This is a genomic window from Xenorhabdus sp. PB61.4 (assembly GCF_963894935.1).
GTDB lineage: Bacteria > Pseudomonadota > Gammaproteobacteria > Enterobacterales > Enterobacteriaceae > Xenorhabdus > Xenorhabdus stockiae.
In genome coordinates, this window is sequence record NZ_CAWQJR010000173.1 from 37,952 (window position 1) to 53,814 (window position 15,863).

Sequence of the window (15,863 nt, forward strand, 5' to 3'; positions counted from 1 at the left end):
AACGCCCTTATAAGACAATGACTCATAAGGGCGATAATTATATCCACCTTTCAGGTAACAGAGTTATCAACAACACTCTGAAATCTGTTAGGTCTAGAATGAAGGTATTATATTTATTCTGGCGAATTTCCTTTCTCAGGCGAATGATCAGTAAAGAGACTTTGTAAACTATAGAGCGCAATCAGTGTGTTCAATCGCTCCCCTATGCCAGAAAATGTCAGCATCTTATCACTCTGCTGCCTGTCACCTTTTATGCGGACAAATAAGGCCATTCCCGTCGAGTCCACATGCTCAAGCCCTGAAACATCAATGTTTTCAATGTGAGCCAATAAGTTGTCCTTTTGCTGCCAAAAAGGCAACAGGCTATCGCGATCCAGCGTACCTTTCAGAAACAGGGTGCTTCCTGTCTGTTGCCAGCTAAGCGGTGTTTTGTCAGAGGCTTTATCTATCCCCCGGTTTTTCATTTCACCGTTTTTCATGTCACTTTTTCTTTTCTAAAGTGATTGGAGCCTGTGCACTGATTTTCAGCTGCTCTGTCAAACCATCAATACCTTTCTGGCGCAGAATTTCTGACCACTCATTCTGTTTGGTCGTAATCATGCTCACACCTTCAGCTATCATGTCGTAAGCCTGCCAATATCCGGTTTTACTGTTTTTACGCCACTGAAAATCCAGACGGACAGGAGGCTGGCCATTCGGATCGGTAATGGTGACACGAATAGCGACGATATTCTTATCTCCCAATGGCTGCTCCGGGGCAATCTGATAATTCTGCCCGTGATACATTGCCAGAGCCTGACCATAAGCCTGCGCCAGATAATCCTCAAATGCTTTAAAATAAGCGTCACGCTGCTCTGGCGTCGCCTGTTTGTAATAAGGCCCCAGAACCAGCGCACCTGCATATTTTACCTGAACATATGGCAATAGCTCCTGACGCACAATCTGAGGTAACATTTCAGGATTAGCGCGAATCTGCGCTTGTTCACCCTTCAGACGTGAGAAAGTTTTTTCTGCCGCGACTTTCATCAAAGCATACGGATTAGTCTGATCAACCGCATTGGCAAGTGGTGCAACCACCAATAAAGCAGCCATAAGTAATCGCTTAAACATAATTGCTATTTCTCCTAAGCAGTGGATTGCTGGTTAATGTACCTGTGCGGGAGCCTCGGATGATTTTTGCTGATCACCACTTCCGCTTTTGTACAGGAACTGACCAATTAAATCTTCAAGAACCATTGCAGGTTTGGTATCCTCAACGCGATCTCCATCTTTCAGCATGGTGATCCCCAAATCAGCATCATCAAACCCAACATTCAACGCAACATATTGTTCACCCAACAGACCTGAAGTCCGGATAGACAGCGAACTGGAACTTGGAATATTGTCGTACTGCGAGAAAATATCCAGTTCAACCTGCGGTGTATAAGTTTTCTTATCGAGCCAGATTTTCCCTACCCGACCAATGACCACCCCTCCTACTTTGACAGGAGAACGCTCTTTTAACCCACCTATATTGTCAAATGCAGCAATGACATGATAAGTAGTCTGACTGCCAAAAGATCGGACATTAGCGACCTTCAGGCATAAGAAAATGATTGCGGCCAGTGCAATTAAGATAAAACTTCCAACCCAAATTTCATTTTTCTTGCTTTGCATCGAATTAGTTCCCAAACATCAGTGCCGTCAGCACAAAATCCAAACCCAATACTGCCAACGATGCATGAACCACTGTACGCGTCGTTGCCCTGCTGATCCCTTCTGATGTCGGGATAGCATCATACCCATTAAACAGCGCGATCCATGTCACCGTGATGGCAAAAGCTACGCTCTTAATAAAACAGTTAAGTATGTCTTTCTGCAATTCCACCGCTGATTGCATGGAAGACCAGAAAAAACCACCATCAATCCCTTTCCAGTCGACTCCGACCATCGCACCACCCAGAATACCGACAGCCACAAAGATCAATGACAGTAAAGGCATACTGATAAAACCAGCCCAAAAACGCGGAGCAATTACCCTACGCAACGGATCTACTGCCATCATCTCCAGACTGGAAATTTGCTCTGTCGCTTTCATCAGTCCAATCTCTGCCGTCAGGGCAGAACCCGCACGACCGGCGAATAACAGTGCAGTCACGACCGGCCCCAATTCCCGCAGCAGCGATAACGCCACCATCATGCCAAGACTACCTTCAGCACTGAAAGTCCTCAGCACCAGATAGCCCTGCAACGCCAGAACCATACCGATAAACAAGCCGGAAACGACAATAATCAGTAGTGACTGAACGCCTACACTGTAAAGCTGCTGGCGCAATAACAGCCACTGCTTTGCAGGCTCGGGCTTACCAATAATCGCGCTGAATAACATAAAACCGGCCCGACCGAAAGAAGCCACAACTTCAATCGCACGCCTGCCAAATGTTGCCAGCGCCCGTGTTAACATCAACATTCAAGTATCCTAATAACGATTTCTGTTAGTTAATAACTCGGTTTTATAATCCCCCGCAGGGAAACGAAAAGGCACCGGCCCGTCAGCAATACCATCAAGGAACTGACGTACCCGCTGATCCTGATTCATTTTCAACTGTTCAGGCGTCCCTTCTGCAATCACTTTCTGCTCAGCCACAATATAAGCATAATCAGCAATACTCAGTACTTCAGGAACATCGTGGGAAACCACAACACAGGTAACACCGAGCGCATGGTTAAGTTCATCGATCAACTTAACCAATACCCCCATAGTGATGGGATCCTGACCGACAAATGGCTCATCAAACATAATCAAATCAGGATCAAGTGCAATCGCCCGCGCCAGTGCTGCCCGCCTTGCCATCCCTCCCGATAGCTCAGATGGCATCAGTTTTGCAGCACCACGTAATCCTACCGCTTCCAGCTTCATCATCACTGTAGTGTAAATTAATTCTTCGGGGAGTTTAGTATGCTCACGTAAGGGAAAAGCAACATTGTCGAACACATTCAAATCCGTAAATAATGCGCCCGATTGGAATAACATACTCATCTTCTTACGAACTTCATAAAGGCGCTGGCGGGACAATGCCGGGATATTATCGCCATCAAACCAAATCTCACCGCGCTCAGGGCGGATTTGCCCGCCCATCAGACGCAGCAGAGTCGTTTTTCCAATACCGGAAGGCCCCATAATGGCTGTTATTTTCCCTTTTGGAACAGTCAGGTTGATATCGGAAAAGATCGGGCGTTGACCACGGGTAAAAGACATGCCGCAGATCTCAATAAGATTTGCTGTTAGTTGACTCATTATTGATAGCCCTTAATCGTTAATAAACGAATTTCTTACTGTTTCTAAATAATTAGTAATGCATACTACAAAAAAATTTTCCAATTTGCGTTAGCAAAGTGATAGCAAATTTTACTTTTTAACTTTCGGCCTTCAGAATATATAAATCTGGCTAAATAAATATTTTTATCCAGAAATCAACCAACACTGGCATTGTGCTCACATGAATTTTCTCTAAGGAACACAACATGTTTCTGACTATTTTACTGCTCATTACCGGGTTGATTTTACTGGTGTATGGTTCTGATAGATTAGTATATGGTGCGGCGGTATTTGCCCGAACATTAAAAGTCCCCCCTTTTGTTATTGGTCTGGTGATTATGGGCATCGGCACTTCTTTGCCTGAGCTGATGGTTTCTGTAACCGCGAGTCTGAACGGGTTACCCAACATGGCAGTGGGTAATGCACTCGGCTCCAATATTACCAATCTGTTACTGATTACCGGCGCGGTGGCACTGATTCGCCCGATAACAGTGCAATCAGAAATCCTGCGGCGGGAATTACCACTAATGTTGCTGGTTATGGCCTTTGTGGGTTATCTGCTGTCTGATAACTACCTGAGCCGTCTGGATGGGATTTTTTTATTACTGACTGCCCTGTTTTTTATATCAATAATGATAAAAATGACAGTCAGTACCCAGTCTGATGATGTCGACAGCTATACACAGGAGAGAGATGCAGAATTACCCGACGAAGGTAATAACGGTATCGCGCTGCTTTGGGTTGTATTGGGCTTGCTTCTCCTGCCGATATCTACCCGAATGGTCATTGATAATGCCACCGTCATTGCACGGATTTACGGTATCAGCGATCTGGTGATTGGGTTAACCATTCTGGCAGTGGGAACAAGCCTGCCAGAACTCGCCACCTCTATTGCCGCAGCCATTAAAGGTGAAAATGATATGGCAATGGGAAATATTATTGGTTCTAATGTTTTCAACATGACTCTGGTATTAGGTGTTTCCGGCCTATTTTCACCCAGCGTTATTTCATCCTATGCCTTTTCCCGGGATTTTTGGATCATGATGGCGGCGAGTGTACTATTCACGATATTCTGTGTGAGAAGAAAACATCGGTTTAACCGGCTGAGTGGTGCGCTATTACTTAGCTGCTTTATCGCCTATTTTGTTGCACTTTTTGTGATGCATAGTGATTAATATCCGGTGACTAATGTATGGTGGCTGATGTTTGATAATCACGATTTGATGATCAATGTCTGGTGATCAATGTTCTGAGTAATTACCGGTTGTAATGGGAATAAGTGGGAGTAGAAATGCCTAAGATCGATTTTCAGCAAGCAGGTAAAAGAGTATTACATATCGAACTCGAAGGATTGGCGGAATTAGAGCAATACATCAATGACGATTTCAGCAAAGCCTGCGAGCTTATGTTTGGATGTGAAGGTAAAGTCATTGTGATGGGGATGGGGAAATCCGGCCATATCGGGCGGAAAATCGCAGCCACATTTGCCAGTACCGGAACGCCTTCATTCTTTGTCCACCCCGGCGAAGCCAGTCATGGTGATCTTGGCATGGTAACGCCAAAAGATATCGTACTGGCTATCTCCAATTCCGGCGAATCGAATGAAATCCTCGCACTTATTCCGGTACTTAAGCGGCAGAAAGTTGCTCTCATTTGTATGACAAATAATTGTAACAGCAACATGGGCAAAGCCGCGGATGTTCATCTGTGCATTAAAACGCCACAGGAAGCCTGTCCTCTTGGGTTAGCTCCCACCACCAGCACAACAGCAACGCTTGTTATGGGAGATGCACTGGCGCTTGCCCTGCTGGAAGCCCGTGGCTTTACCACCGAAGATTTTGCTCTTTCTCACCCCGGTGGGGCACTTGGGCGTAAACTGTTGTTGCTGACCAGCGAATTAATGACCACAGGCGATGATATTCCGCGCGTTCCCCGCACAGCCACCCTTCGTGAAGGCCTGATAGAAATTACCCGAAAAAAACTGGGCATGACGGTTATCTGTGGTGATGATATGCAGATCGACGGTATTTTCACTGACGGGGATCTACGCCGCGTGTTTGATATGGGGATTGATTTAAATAATGCCAAAATTTCTGACGTCATGACCACCGGTGGGATCCGTATCAAACCGAATACTCTGGCAGTTGATGCCCTGAATCTGATGCAATCACGCCATATCACTTCCCTGCTGGTCACTGAAGGTGACACACTGCTCGGAGTATTACATATGCACGATCTATTACAGGCTGGAGTTGTATAAAAAGCCGGCATACAAATTTTATAGGATGGTGAGGCTAACAGGGATGTGCCAGTAAGCAATACTGATAAACAGTATCAGCAAAGATGTATTAAACAGGCCTGCAACCGAGGCCTGTTGCAAATTATGAATAGAGAAATTCCTGAATGAATCAAAATACCTATCTGGATACCTGTTATGGCCCAGTTAATGTAAACATTATTGAAAAAGCCCGTAAAATTCGTCTGTTAATCTGTGATGTTGATGGTGTGATGTCAGATGGCCTGATATATATGGGCAATCAGGGTGAAGAACTGAAAGCCTTTAATGTGCGTGATGGTTACGGCATCCGTTGTTTAATCACTTCTGGCCTTGAAGTTGCCATTATTACCGGTCGTCAGGCCAAATTGCTGGAAGATCGTGCAAAAACGCTTGGTATTACACATCTTTACCAAGGTCAGAACGATAAGGTTTTGGCGTATCAGGAACTGTTGGATAAACTAGCGCTACAGCCTGAACAGGTTGCCTATATCGGCGATGACCTTATCGATTGGCCTGTAATGGCAAAAGTCGGCTTATCTGTTGCCGTAGCAGATGCCCACCCGCTACTGCTGCCCAAAGCAGATTATGTCACTCGGATTGCCGGTGGTCGCGGTGCAGTCAGAGAACTTTGTGATTTGGTGCTTTTTGCTCAGAACAAGCTGGAAGATGCCAAAGGTTTATCCATATAACACATGAACTGAAAAAAAGAATGAGCAGAACTCAATCCTGGCTGATCGCAATACTGACTTTAATTGTGCTTGCATTGATTGGCTGGAATTTATCCAATTCAAATGAAGACGCCTCCTCACCCGTTTTGGATGAGGGTTACCCGACTTATCAAACAAAAGAAGCCACTACATTTGTTTATGATCCAGAAGGCAAACTGGTTTACAAACTCGAGGCCGATGATGTTAAGAATTATACAGAAACAAAGCTGACTTGGTTTACCAAGCCAGTATTAACAACGTTTGATGCTAACAGTAAATCCACACCGCCACCGGCAACATGGACAGTACGTGCCAATAAAGCAAAACTTACCCATGATAATATGCTCTACTTATATGGGGATGTTCAGGTAGATAGCCTGAATGACGCATCACAACTGAAACGTATTACAACAGAAAACGCGACCGTCAATCTTGTGACGCAGGATGTGGCATCCGACGATAAAATTACATTAGAAGGTGTCGGTCTGAGATCTGTTGGGATGAAAATGCGCGGCAACCTACGAGATAAAACTGCTGAACTGATTGAAAAGGTGACCACTCAATATGAGATTCCACATGAAGAACCTAATCCGTAATACTTTTATTGCCAGTACACTGGTTGCAGTCAGTTTGCCTGCACTGGCACTGAAAGATGATACCCAAAAGCCCATTACCATTGATTCAGCCAGACAATCACTGGATTTGACGGGGAACATTGCCACATTTACGGATAATGTTATTGTAAAGCAGGGTTCGATTGATATCCATGCAGATAAGGTGGTTGTCACCCGCCCTGACGGGGATTCCAAAAAAACGGTTATTGAAGCTTATGGTAACCCGGCAACATTTTATCAATTGCAGGATGATGGTAAACCTATCAAAGGCCATGCTTCGAAGATGCGCTATGAGATGAATAATGAGCTGATCACACTGACGGGTAATGCTTACCTTGAACAGCTCGACAGCAATATCAAAGGCGATAAAATTACCTATTTAGTGCCAACACAGCAAATGGAAGCCTTTAGTGATAAAGGTAAGCATGTTACCACCGTCCTGTTGCCTTCCCAGTTACAGGAAAAAGGCCCGGGTGCTAACAATACCGGTACTAACAGCACTGAAGTTCATAAAAAGAGTAAATAACGACGTATGGCAATATTAAACGCAGACAATCTGGCAAAGTCTTACAAAGGACGTAGGGTTGTTGAGGATGTCAGCCTGAAAGTGAAATCAGGTGAAATTGTGGGCCTGCTAGGGCCAAATGGTGCAGGTAAAACCACAACTTTCTATATGGTCGTTGGTATCGTGCCCCGCGATGCGGGTACTATCACCATTGATCATGAAGATATCAGCCTGCTGCCTCTGCATGAACGTGCCCGCCGGGGCATCGGCTACTTACCTCAGGAAGCCTCCATCTTCCGTCGGCTGAGCGTATACGATAACTTAATGGCTGTCCTTGAAATCCGCAAAGATATCAATCAGCAACAGCGTAAAGAGCGCGCTGAAGAGCTGATGGAAGAGTTTCATATCTCCCATTTGCGTAACAGTCTTGGTCAGTCATTGTCCGGTGGTGAGCGCCGCCGTGTGGAAATCGCCCGCGCACTGGCAGCAAACCCTAAATTTATTCTGTTGGATGAGCCTTTTGCGGGTGTTGACCCAATCTCCGTCCTTGATATTAAAAAGATCATTCAACATCTGCGGGATTATGGTCTGGGCGTCCTGATTACTGACCATAATGTCCGTGAAACGCTGGATGTTTGTGAGCGCGCTTATATTGTCAGCCAGGGGCATCTGATTGCTCACGGTACACCAGAAGACATCCTCAACAATGAACAGGTTAAGCGCGTTTATCTGGGTGAAGGCTTCCGTCTTTAAGGCTCATTGTCAGTCAGCGTTCAGGGAAACTACACAATGAATTTCAAGATGCGTCGCGGCGGCAAGGGAATGACAAATTCGTCGGGAACGAATTTGCCCAGCCAAAGGCTGGCCTCCGGTGAGAGGCAGGAGCCTCTCAGTAATTCCCGGGAGCATAGATAACTATGTGACCGGGATGAGCGAGCGCAGCCAACAAAGAGGCGACTTGAAAGACGAAGTGTATCAGTTCGAGGGGAATCCATTCAGGAGTACTAAAGGATCAGTTCAGGAGGAAGTGAAAACGTTATGAAGCAAAGTTTGCAACTCAAACTCAGTCAACAATTGACGATGACGCCACAACTTCAGCAGGCAATCCGTTTGTTGCAACTTTCTACGCTCGAACTTCAGCAGGAGATTCAGCTGGCTTTGGAAACGAATCCCCTGCTTGAACAGGAAGACACACTTCAGGAAATTGATACTCAGGATTATTCAGATACCGAAACAACGGTTATGGATACCCTCGAAGCTCTTGAACAAAAGAATATGCCTGAAGAATTACCCCTCGATACCAGCTGGGATGAAATTTACAGCGCCGGTACATCTTCAGGAACGCGAAGTGACTACAGTGCGGATGATTTCCCCGTCTATCAGGGAGAAACCACCCAGACACTACAGGACTATCTGACATGGCAGGCTGAGCTGACGCCCTTTACTGAAACAGATTCAGCCATAGCCACATCAATCATTGATGCTATTGACGAGACAGGCTACCTGACCGCCTCTGTCGAGGATATCCTTATCAGCATCGGCAATGATGAACTGACACCGGAAGAAATCGAGGCCGTACTCAAACGGGTACAACATTTTGATCCCATCGGAGTCGCAGCACGTGACTTACGTGAATGCCTGCTCATCCAACTTTCACTGTTGCCGATAGAAACTCCCTACCTGAAAGAAGCCAGACTGGTTACCAGCAAGTATCTTGAACTGCTGGGCAACCGGGATTTCCGAAATTTATTGCGCCAGAGCAAATTAAAAGAGAGTGCTCTGAAAGAAGCTATTGCTATCATACAGTCACTGGAGCCACGGCCCGGGTTAATGGTTAATACCAGTGAATCTGAATACGTGATCCCCGATGTACTCGTCCAGAAAGAAAATGAACGCTGGCAGGTCAGGCTGAATACAGATAGCATTCCCCGCTTGTGCATTAATCAGCACTATGCTGCACTGGGGCAGCAATCTCAGAATGAGAGTGACAGCCTGTTTATCCGCAATAACCTACAGGAAGCTAAGTGGCTGATAAAAAGTCTTGAGAGCCGCAATGAGACGTTATTAAAGGTCAGTAACTGCATTGTGGAATGGCAGCAGGATTTCTTTGAGCATGGCGCAGAATACATGAAACCACTGGTACTGGCAGATATTGCCTATCAGGTTGATATGCATGAATCCACCATTTCCCGTGTGACAACCCAGAAATATTTGCATAGTCCACGGGGAATTTTTGAATTGAAATATTTTTTCTCCAGTCACGTGAATACTGACAGCGGAGGCGAAGCTTCTTCTACAGCAATACGGGCACTGGTGAAAAAATTGGTCACGGCAGAAAACCCGGCCAAACCACTGAGTGACAGTAAGCTGACCAGCCTACTTGCCGAACAGGGTATTCAGGTAGCTCGTCGAACTGTCGCAAAATATAGAGAGTCGTTATCCATCCCGCCTTCAAATCAGCGTAAAAAGTTGGTTTGAATAACACAGACCCTATGAATTTCAGGTTGTATTGAGGCGGCTAACCACCAACAAAGAGACAGCCTGAAAGACAACGGAGAGAGAAGGAAAACACTATGCAACTCAATATCACAGGTCACAATATTGAAATCACTGATGCACTACGCAACATTGTGAATACGAAATGCGGCAAACTGGATCAATATTTCGATAAGATTAACCTTATTCAGGTCATCCTCCGGGTGGAAAAAGTGCAGAAAATCGCTGAAGCCACGGTGCATGTCAATGGAGGTGAGTTGCATGCGAGTTCAGAGCATGAAGACATGTATGCGGCAATTGATGCACTTGTTGATAAACTGACTCGTCAATTGACCAAACACAAAAGTAAATTGAGACAACATTAATAGCTTTCAGACAACAGGGCTGTCATAAGATTCTCACTGTTCTATTTGTAACCAACTAACGGCCTTCAGGCTGCCATATGCACCTGAAGGCTTAATGGTAATAACAGTGCCTCAGTACCGGATGTCTGAACTCAGGCATCCGGTATTAAAGCCCTAAGCGAATAAAGAAATGAACAACGAAACAGATTTACCACTAAGCTCAGTGCTTTCATCCGAATGTACGCGTAATAACATACCCTGTTCGAGTAAGAAGCGCGCCTTAGAGATTATCAGCGAGCTGGCATCAAAGCAGCTGAATTTACCAGAGAGTGCCGTATTTGAAGCCATCCTTTCCCGTGAGAAGGTGGGAACAACCGGTATTGGCAACGGGATTGCCATTCCTCACGGCAAACTGGAGACCGAGAGTTCAGATAATGCTGTTGGTGTATTCTTACATCTGGAACAACCGATTACGTTTGATGCTATTGATAATCAGCCTGTTGACTTGCTGTTTGCTTTATTGGTTCCATCTAATCAGTGTCAGGTACATTTACATTCACTGTCCTTGATCGCAAAGCGTCTTTCAGATAAAAATTTCTGTCGTCGCCTGCGTTCGGCACAAAGTGATGAAGAGTTATACAAAATTATTACTGAATAAATAACAATTACAATTACGGTTACAATTGATTGTTGAAAAGCAATATACCCAGAAGGTATAAACGACGGCGGTTCTCATGAACCGCAAAATAAAGGGGAGTCATTTCATGGTGCTGATGATAGTCAGCGGTCGTTCTGGTTCTGGTAAGTCCGTAGCCCTGCGTGCGCTGGAAGATATGGGGTTCTACTGTGTGGATAACCTGCCGGTAGTACTACTTCCAGAGCTGGCTAATACACTGGCTGAACGTGATATTTCAGCGGCAGTCAGTATTGATGTACGCAATATGCCGGAATCCCCAGAAATTTTCGAAGAAGCACTGACAAAATTACCGGACAGCTTTTCACCACAGCTTCTGTTTCTTGACGCAGATCGTAACACTCTGATCCGTCGCTACAGTGATACCCGTCGCCTGCATCCACTCTCAAGCAAAAACCTGTCACTGGAAAGTGCCATCGACAAAGAGAGTGATTTGCTGGAACCTCTGCGTTCCCGGGCAGATCTGATCATTGATACCTCTGAAATGTCAGTTCATGAGCTGGCTGAAATGCTCAGGACGCGTTTATTGGGCAAGCGTGAACGTGAACTGACAATGGTGTTTGAATCTTTTGGCTTCAAACACGGTATTCCGATTGATGCAGATTATGTTTTCGATGTACGTTTCCTGCCAAACCCACACTGGGACCCAAAACTTCGCCCTATGACTGGGTTGGATCGTCCGGTTGCTGCATTTTTGGATCGTCATACCGAAGTACATAACTTTATTTACCAGACCCGCAGTTACCTTGAGCTATGGTTACCCATGCTGGAAACCAATAATCGCAGCTACCTGACAGTTGCCATTGGCTGTACCGGTGGTAAACATCGTTCAGTTTACGTAGCAGAACAATTAGCTGATTACTTCCGTTCCCGTGGTAAGAACGTTCAGTCACGCCATCGTACACTGGAAAAACGTAAGTAACCTTATATAGAGCAGGCCATGACAGTCAAACAGAGACTTGAGATTAAAAACCGACTCGGTATGCATGCGCGGCCTGCCATGAAGCTGCACGATCTCGTGCAGCAGTTTCAGTCTCAGGTCATCCTGCGCAACAGCAACAATGTTCAGGCCGAAGCTCACAGCGTCATAGCCATGTTGATGCTCGATTCTGAACAAGGTAGCTACATTGAAGTTGAAGCAACGGGAATTGATGAACAACAGGCCTTGTCAGCGATTGTGGCGTTATTCAATTCCGGCTTTGACGAAGAATAAACTTACACGATTTTGCCTGTTTGTAGCACAGACCCTCTATCACACTTTTCTCTATTTTCTCCTTCCTTTCTCATTCAGTTCATAACACCTGACTCTCTTTATTTTTCTCTTAATACTGCTTTCTAGTCTGTAATAACAGAAACAAAAGCCATATTTAAAACCAACAAAAGATAAAATAACCTTCATATATTCTAATTATAAATTTATGAACAAAGTTATATTGAGAAGTTTTGTTAATTAAATAAGCTGAACATTCCGACTATTTACAAATAGTCATTAGGTAACAATAAATGTTATCCATCAATAATTTAACCCTATGAAATCAGTTTGGAAAAAACTTATCATTAACGGGATTTTATACATAAAGAATTATACGTACAGTTCATAAACTGGAGGTTTACTTCATGCGTTTTAATAAGACTACATTAGCTATCTTTCTTGGATTGACTTTATGTCAGGGCGCAGCTCAGGCGGCACCTGTGCTTTCTTTAGATAATACGCAGGCAGAACGTGTTGCTGTTAACAACAATGCCTGGGTAGAAATCAACACCACCATTTTCGAAAACAATATCCAAACACTGAAAGAAACCCTGAACAAAGACACCAAAATATGTGCCATTCTGAAAGGTGATGCTTATGGTTATGGTCTCGGTCTGCTGATGCCGTCAATCATTAAAACCGGAGTACCTTGTGTTGGGATCACCAGTAATGAAGAAGCCCGTATCGTGCGTGATAGTGGTTTTACCGGTCAACTGGTACGCGTCCGTGCAGCAATGGCGGATGAAATTGAAAGCACGCTGAGCTATGACATGGAAGAGATGGTTGGCGATCTGGAAAGCGCTAAAGCTATCGATGCCGTAGCTAAAAAACATGGTAAAGAGATCCGTGTTCACTTAGCGCTGAACACCGGTTTGATGAGCCGTAATGGACTGGAAATGAAAACCGAACAGGGCAAACAGGAAGCACTGCAAATTGCTAAGCTGCCTAACCTGAAATTGGTTGGCATCATGAGCCACCATGCTCTCACTGACCTGAATGTGATCCGCGAAAGTATCAAAAATTTCAACGAACAAACTGCCTGGTTGATTAAAGAAGCAAACCTGAAAAGAGACGAAATCACTCTGCACGCATCCAGCTCTTTTGCATCACTGAGCTTACCTGAAGCCCAGTTTGATATGGCTCGCGTTGGCAGCGCATTGTACGGCATCTTGCAAGACAGCCATCCGGAGTTCAAACCTCTGATTCAGGTAAAAACCCGCGTTGCATCTGTTAAGCCATATCCTAAAGGCAATGGTGTCAGCTACGACAACACTCACATCCTGAAGCGTGATTCTATCCTTGCTAACCTGCCAGTCGGTTTCTCTGATGGTTTCAGCACGGCTCTGTCAAACAAAGCCTATGTTCTGATTAACGGGCATCGTGCTCCGGTTGTCGGCCGCGTTTCCATGAACACCGTGATGATTGATGTGACTGATCTGCCTGAAGTTAAGAGTGGCGATGAAGTTGTGATTTTGGGTAAACAAGGTAACGAAGAAATTACTCAGGCTGACATTCAAAAATGGAGCGGCATGCACATTGTTGAACTGACTTCAATCTTTGGTGAAACCAACCCGAAGATCACCGTCACAGGCCTATAATTTATAACCTGTCATAATATCTGGCTGAACCTTGTTTCATTAGCAGCACCAAACAGTTCGTGATCATGATCTCTTTATTTTCATGACAGAACAGCCTAATATCACTTTAATCACATTGAAAATAACACCCCCCTCCTTGCGTTGCGGGGTGTTATTTTGTATTGAGCCTAATTTGGAGCGTGGTATGAAAAAACCAAATATCATTATTAATGAATTAGATGCAGAACGTTTAGATTCTCTGTTGGAACAAGCCGCATTTGCCAATACCAGCATCGCAGATGCACTGAACGATGAACTGGACAGAGCGGAAATCTTACCGCCAGCAGAAATCCCAGCAGATATTGTTACGATGAACAGTGAAATTAAATTCATTGATTTTAGCAATAATGAAGAGCGGATCCGTACGCTCGTTTATCCGGCATCACTACAGGACAGCACAAAACAGCTATCCGTCATGGCACCTTTAGGTGCTGCGCTTTTAGGGCTGCGGGTCAATGACGAGATCACGTGGGAATTGCCGAATGGTGAAAAAACACGGATAAAAGTATTAGAGATACTTTATCAACCAGAAGCAGCGGGTGAATACCACCGTTAACTCACAGCCAGCCCAGTAGACCAGACTGGCTGTTGTTGATTGAGTATCCCTTATTGACCGGCGATACTCATTTCCGGCAACAGAACCGAACCACACTGAATATTACTGCGTGTTTCGATATCATTCCCGATTGTTACCATATTTGCCCACATATCTTTCAGATTGCCTGCAATGGTTATCTCACTGACGGGATACTGAATTTCGCCATTTTCGACCCAAAAACCGGCAGCGCCACGAGAGTAATCTCCTGTTATTGCGCTGACACCCTGTCCCATCAGTTCCGTCACTACCAGACCAGTGCCCATTTCCCGCAACAGTCCATCAAAACCCAGCCCCTGACCTTCGATACGCCAGTTATGAATTCCACCGGCATGACCAGTACTTGTCAGACCCAGTTTACGGGCAGAGTATGACGTCATCAGCCATGACTGTAGTACACCGTCTTTAATAATTTCACGAGGCAGTGTACGTACGCCTTCACTGTCAAAAGGTGTTGAAGCCAGAGCTCTCAATAAATGAGGCTGCTCCTCAATTGTCAGCCACGAAGGCAGGATTTGTTTACCCAGACTGTCCAACAAAAAGGAGGATTTACGATAGATGCTGCTGCCACTAATCGCTCCGACCAAATGACCAAACAGCCCGGTCGCTACTTCTGCGGAAAAGATCACCGGGGCTTTCATCGTCGAAAGCTTACGTGCCCCTAAACGAGACAATGTACGTTGAGCACTCTCCTGACCAACCCACTCTGGTGACTGCAATTCATCAAAACGGCGGTTTACGGTATAGGCATAATCGCGTTCCATATTGCCGTCTTGCTCTGCAATCACACAGCTTGATGTGGAATAGCGGCTTGAGCAGTAACTCTGCAACATACCATGACTATTACCAAAGACGCGGATGCCATAGTGAGCATTAAAGCTGCCACCTTCGGTATTAGTAATACGCTGATCGGCCTGTAGTGCCGCCTGTTCTGCACGGGCTGCCAGCTCAATCGCCTTATCAGCATCCAAATCAGCAGTGTGGAACAAATCAAGATCAGGCGCTTCAAACGCTAATAACTCTTTGTCTGCCGGGCCAGCACAAGGATCAGGCGAAGTATAACGGGCAATATCAATAGCCGCCTGAACAGTACGAGCAATAGCCTCCGGACTCAAATCGGTAGATGATGCGCTGCCTTTGCGCTGCTGATTATAAACAGTGATGCCTAATGCGCCATCACTGTTAAATTCTACATTCTCGACTTCACTGAAACGGGTACTGACGCTGATCCCCGTTGTTTTATTGACCGCGACTTCCGCAGCATCGCAACCTGCTTTCGCTAATTCCAGAGCGTGGGAAACAGCCTCTTCCAGTTGCTTACGCTGCTCCGCAATTTGTTGATTGGTAACTATCATTAATTAACCATAACCATTTAAATTAAAAGGGAATTTATCAGGAAAAGTGCTATATTCCGGCTTTCAGTATTAATGCCGAGTGGTAATC

19 protein-coding genes are annotated in these 15,863 nt (G+C 45.2%); 13 read left to right on the forward strand and 6 right to left on the reverse strand.

The features are described from left to right. Positions 1-113 precede the first annotated feature (113 nt). The 5 genes from mlaB to mlaF are packed head-to-tail and all read right to left on the reverse strand — an operon-like array spanning position 114 to position 3,277. Positions 114-479, reverse strand: coding sequence for a lipid asymmetry maintenance protein MlaB (gene mlaB, locus AACX68_RS13375; RefSeq protein WP_228858044.1), 366 nt, complete (start codon positions 477-479; stop codon positions 114-116). A gap of 1 nt (position 480) precedes the next feature. Further along, a complete protein-coding gene (gene mlaC, locus AACX68_RS13380) occupies positions 481-1,110 on the reverse strand; it encodes a phospholipid-binding protein MlaC (protein WP_228858045.1) in 630 nt (209 codons plus the stop codon). Positions 1,111-1,143: 33 nt separating this feature from the next. Next, positions 1,144-1,656 (reverse strand): outer membrane lipid asymmetry maintenance protein MlaD, encoded by a 513-nt coding sequence (mlaD, locus tag AACX68_RS13385; protein ID WP_228858046.1) that lies wholly within the window; start codon positions 1,654-1,656, stop codon positions 1,144-1,146. A 4-nt stretch (positions 1,657-1,660) separates the two neighbouring features. Further along, positions 1,661-2,443 (reverse strand): lipid asymmetry maintenance ABC transporter permease subunit MlaE, encoded by a 783-nt coding sequence (gene mlaE / locus AACX68_RS13390; RefSeq protein ID WP_228858071.1) that lies wholly within the window; start codon positions 2,441-2,443, stop codon positions 1,661-1,663. Positions 2,444-2,458: 15 nt separating this feature from the next. After that, positions 2,459-3,277, reverse strand: coding sequence for a phospholipid ABC transporter ATP-binding protein MlaF (mlaF, locus tag AACX68_RS13395; RefSeq protein WP_099109649.1), 819 nt, complete (start codon positions 3,275-3,277; stop codon positions 2,459-2,461). A gap of 227 nt (positions 3,278-3,504) precedes the next feature. Between mlaF and AACX68_RS13400 the strand changes: the two genes are divergently transcribed. The 13 genes from AACX68_RS13400 to rnk all read left to right on the forward strand — a co-directional run bounded on the left by AACX68_RS13400 (position 3,505) and on the right by rnk (position 14,381). Then, positions 3,505-4,473, forward strand: coding sequence for a calcium/sodium antiporter (locus tag AACX68_RS13400; RefSeq protein WP_228858047.1), 969 nt, complete (start codon positions 3,505-3,507; stop codon positions 4,471-4,473). Positions 4,474-4,589: 116 nt separating this feature from the next. After that, on the forward strand, positions 4,590-5,558 hold the full coding sequence (gene kdsD, locus AACX68_RS13405) for an arabinose-5-phosphate isomerase KdsD (protein ID WP_099109647.1): 969 nt from the start codon (positions 4,590-4,592) through the stop codon (positions 5,556-5,558). A 143-nt stretch (positions 5,559-5,701) separates the two neighbouring features. Continuing rightward, a complete protein-coding gene (gene kdsC / locus AACX68_RS13410) occupies positions 5,702-6,265 on the forward strand; it encodes a 3-deoxy-manno-octulosonate-8-phosphatase KdsC (protein ID WP_099109646.1) in 564 nt (187 codons plus the stop codon). A gap of 20 nt (positions 6,266-6,285) precedes the next feature. Beyond that, a complete protein-coding gene (lptC, locus tag AACX68_RS13415; protein WP_099122300.1) occupies positions 6,286-6,879 on the forward strand; it encodes an LPS export ABC transporter periplasmic protein LptC in 594 nt (197 codons plus the stop codon). Then, positions 6,860-7,423, forward strand: coding sequence for a lipopolysaccharide ABC transporter substrate-binding protein LptA (gene lptA, locus AACX68_RS13420; protein WP_228858048.1), 564 nt, complete (start codon positions 6,860-6,862; stop codon positions 7,421-7,423). Before lptC ends, lptA begins: the two co-directional genes overlap by 20 nt. Before the next feature lie 6 nt (positions 7,424-7,429). Then, positions 7,430-8,155: an LPS export ABC transporter ATP-binding protein gene (lptB, locus tag AACX68_RS13425; protein ID WP_228858049.1), complete on the forward strand. Its 726-nt coding sequence runs from the start codon at positions 7,430-7,432 to the stop codon at positions 8,153-8,155. Between the two features lie 285 nt (positions 8,156-8,440). Continuing rightward, entirely contained in the window at positions 8,441-9,880 is a 1,440-nt protein-coding gene (gene rpoN / locus AACX68_RS13430) for an RNA polymerase factor sigma-54 (protein WP_228858050.1), read from the forward strand. 95 nt (positions 9,881-9,975) lie between these two features. Continuing rightward, complete coding sequence (gene hpf / locus AACX68_RS13435) at positions 9,976-10,263, forward strand: ribosome hibernation promoting factor (protein ID WP_099109641.1); 288 nt, start codon at positions 9,976-9,978, stop codon at positions 10,261-10,263. Positions 10,264-10,432: 169 nt separating this feature from the next. Beyond that, entirely contained in the window at positions 10,433-10,900 is a 468-nt protein-coding gene (gene ptsN / locus AACX68_RS13440) for a PTS IIA-like nitrogen regulatory protein PtsN (protein ID WP_228858051.1), read from the forward strand. A 106-nt stretch (positions 10,901-11,006) separates the two neighbouring features. Continuing rightward, entirely contained in the window at positions 11,007-11,858 is an 852-nt protein-coding gene (gene rapZ / locus AACX68_RS13445) for an RNase adapter RapZ (protein WP_038259562.1), read from the forward strand. 18 nt (positions 11,859-11,876) lie between these two features. After that, a complete protein-coding gene (npr, locus tag AACX68_RS13450) occupies positions 11,877-12,149 on the forward strand; it encodes a PTS phosphocarrier protein NPr (RefSeq protein ID WP_228858052.1) in 273 nt (90 codons plus the stop codon). A 404-nt stretch (positions 12,150-12,553) separates the two neighbouring features. Then, complete coding sequence (gene alr, locus AACX68_RS13455) at positions 12,554-13,786, forward strand: alanine racemase (protein ID WP_228858053.1); 1,233 nt, start codon at positions 12,554-12,556, stop codon at positions 13,784-13,786. Between the two features lie 184 nt (positions 13,787-13,970). Next, positions 13,971-14,381: a nucleoside diphosphate kinase regulator gene (rnk, locus tag AACX68_RS13460; RefSeq protein ID WP_099122294.1), complete on the forward strand. Its 411-nt coding sequence runs from the start codon at positions 13,971-13,973 to the stop codon at positions 14,379-14,381. 50 nt (positions 14,382-14,431) lie between these two features. Here rnk and pmbA read toward each other — a convergent pair whose 3' ends face one another. After that, on the reverse strand, positions 14,432-15,775 hold the full coding sequence (pmbA, locus tag AACX68_RS13465) for a metalloprotease PmbA (protein ID WP_228858054.1): 1,344 nt from the start codon (positions 15,773-15,775) through the stop codon (positions 14,432-14,434). Between the last annotated feature and the right edge of the window lie 88 nt (positions 15,776-15,863).

Coding starts and splice junctions, on each gene's coding strand:
- AACX68_RS13400 (WP_228858047.1), top strand. CDS start 3,505: ATGTTTCTGACTATTTTACTGCTCATTACCGGGTTGATTTTACTGGTG.
- lptC (WP_099122300.1), top strand. CDS start 6,286: ATGAGCAGAACTCAATCCTGGCTGATCGCAATACTGACTTTAATTGTG.
- npr (WP_228858052.1), top strand. CDS start 11,877: ATGACAGTCAAACAGAGACTTGAGATTAAAAACCGACTCGGTATGCAT.
- mlaE (WP_228858071.1), bottom strand. CDS start 2,443: ATGTTAACACGGGCGCTGGCAACATTTGGCAGGCGTGCGATTGAAGTT.
- ptsN (WP_228858051.1), top strand. CDS start 10,433: ATGAACAACGAAACAGATTTACCACTAAGCTCAGTGCTTTCATCCGAA.
- mlaB (WP_228858044.1), bottom strand. CDS start 479: ATGAAAAACGGTGAAATGAAAAACCGGGGGATAGATAAAGCCTCTGAC.
- mlaC (WP_228858045.1), bottom strand. CDS start 1,110: ATGTTTAAGCGATTACTTATGGCTGCTTTATTGGTGGTTGCACCACTT.
- kdsD (WP_099109647.1), top strand. CDS start 4,590: ATGCCTAAGATCGATTTTCAGCAAGCAGGTAAAAGAGTATTACATATC.
- rpoN (WP_228858050.1), top strand. CDS start 8,441: ATGAAGCAAAGTTTGCAACTCAAACTCAGTCAACAATTGACGATGACG.
- hpf (WP_099109641.1), top strand. CDS start 9,976: ATGCAACTCAATATCACAGGTCACAATATTGAAATCACTGATGCACTA.
- mlaD (WP_228858046.1), bottom strand. CDS start 1,656: ATGCAAAGCAAGAAAAATGAAATTTGGGTTGGAAGTTTTATCTTAATT.
- mlaF (WP_099109649.1), bottom strand. CDS start 3,277: ATGAGTCAACTAACAGCAAATCTTATTGAGATCTGCGGCATGTCTTTT.
- kdsC (WP_099109646.1), top strand. CDS start 5,702: ATGAATCAAAATACCTATCTGGATACCTGTTATGGCCCAGTTAATGTA.
- rapZ (WP_038259562.1), top strand. CDS start 11,007: ATGGTGCTGATGATAGTCAGCGGTCGTTCTGGTTCTGGTAAGTCCGTA.
- alr (WP_228858053.1), top strand. CDS start 12,554: ATGCGTTTTAATAAGACTACATTAGCTATCTTTCTTGGATTGACTTTA.
- rnk (WP_099122294.1), top strand. CDS start 13,971: ATGAAAAAACCAAATATCATTATTAATGAATTAGATGCAGAACGTTTA.
- lptB (WP_228858049.1), top strand. CDS start 7,430: ATGGCAATATTAAACGCAGACAATCTGGCAAAGTCTTACAAAGGACGT.
- pmbA (WP_228858054.1), bottom strand. CDS start 15,775: ATGATAGTTACCAATCAACAAATTGCGGAGCAGCGTAAGCAACTGGAA.
- lptA (WP_228858048.1), top strand. CDS start 6,860: ATGAAGAACCTAATCCGTAATACTTTTATTGCCAGTACACTGGTTGCA.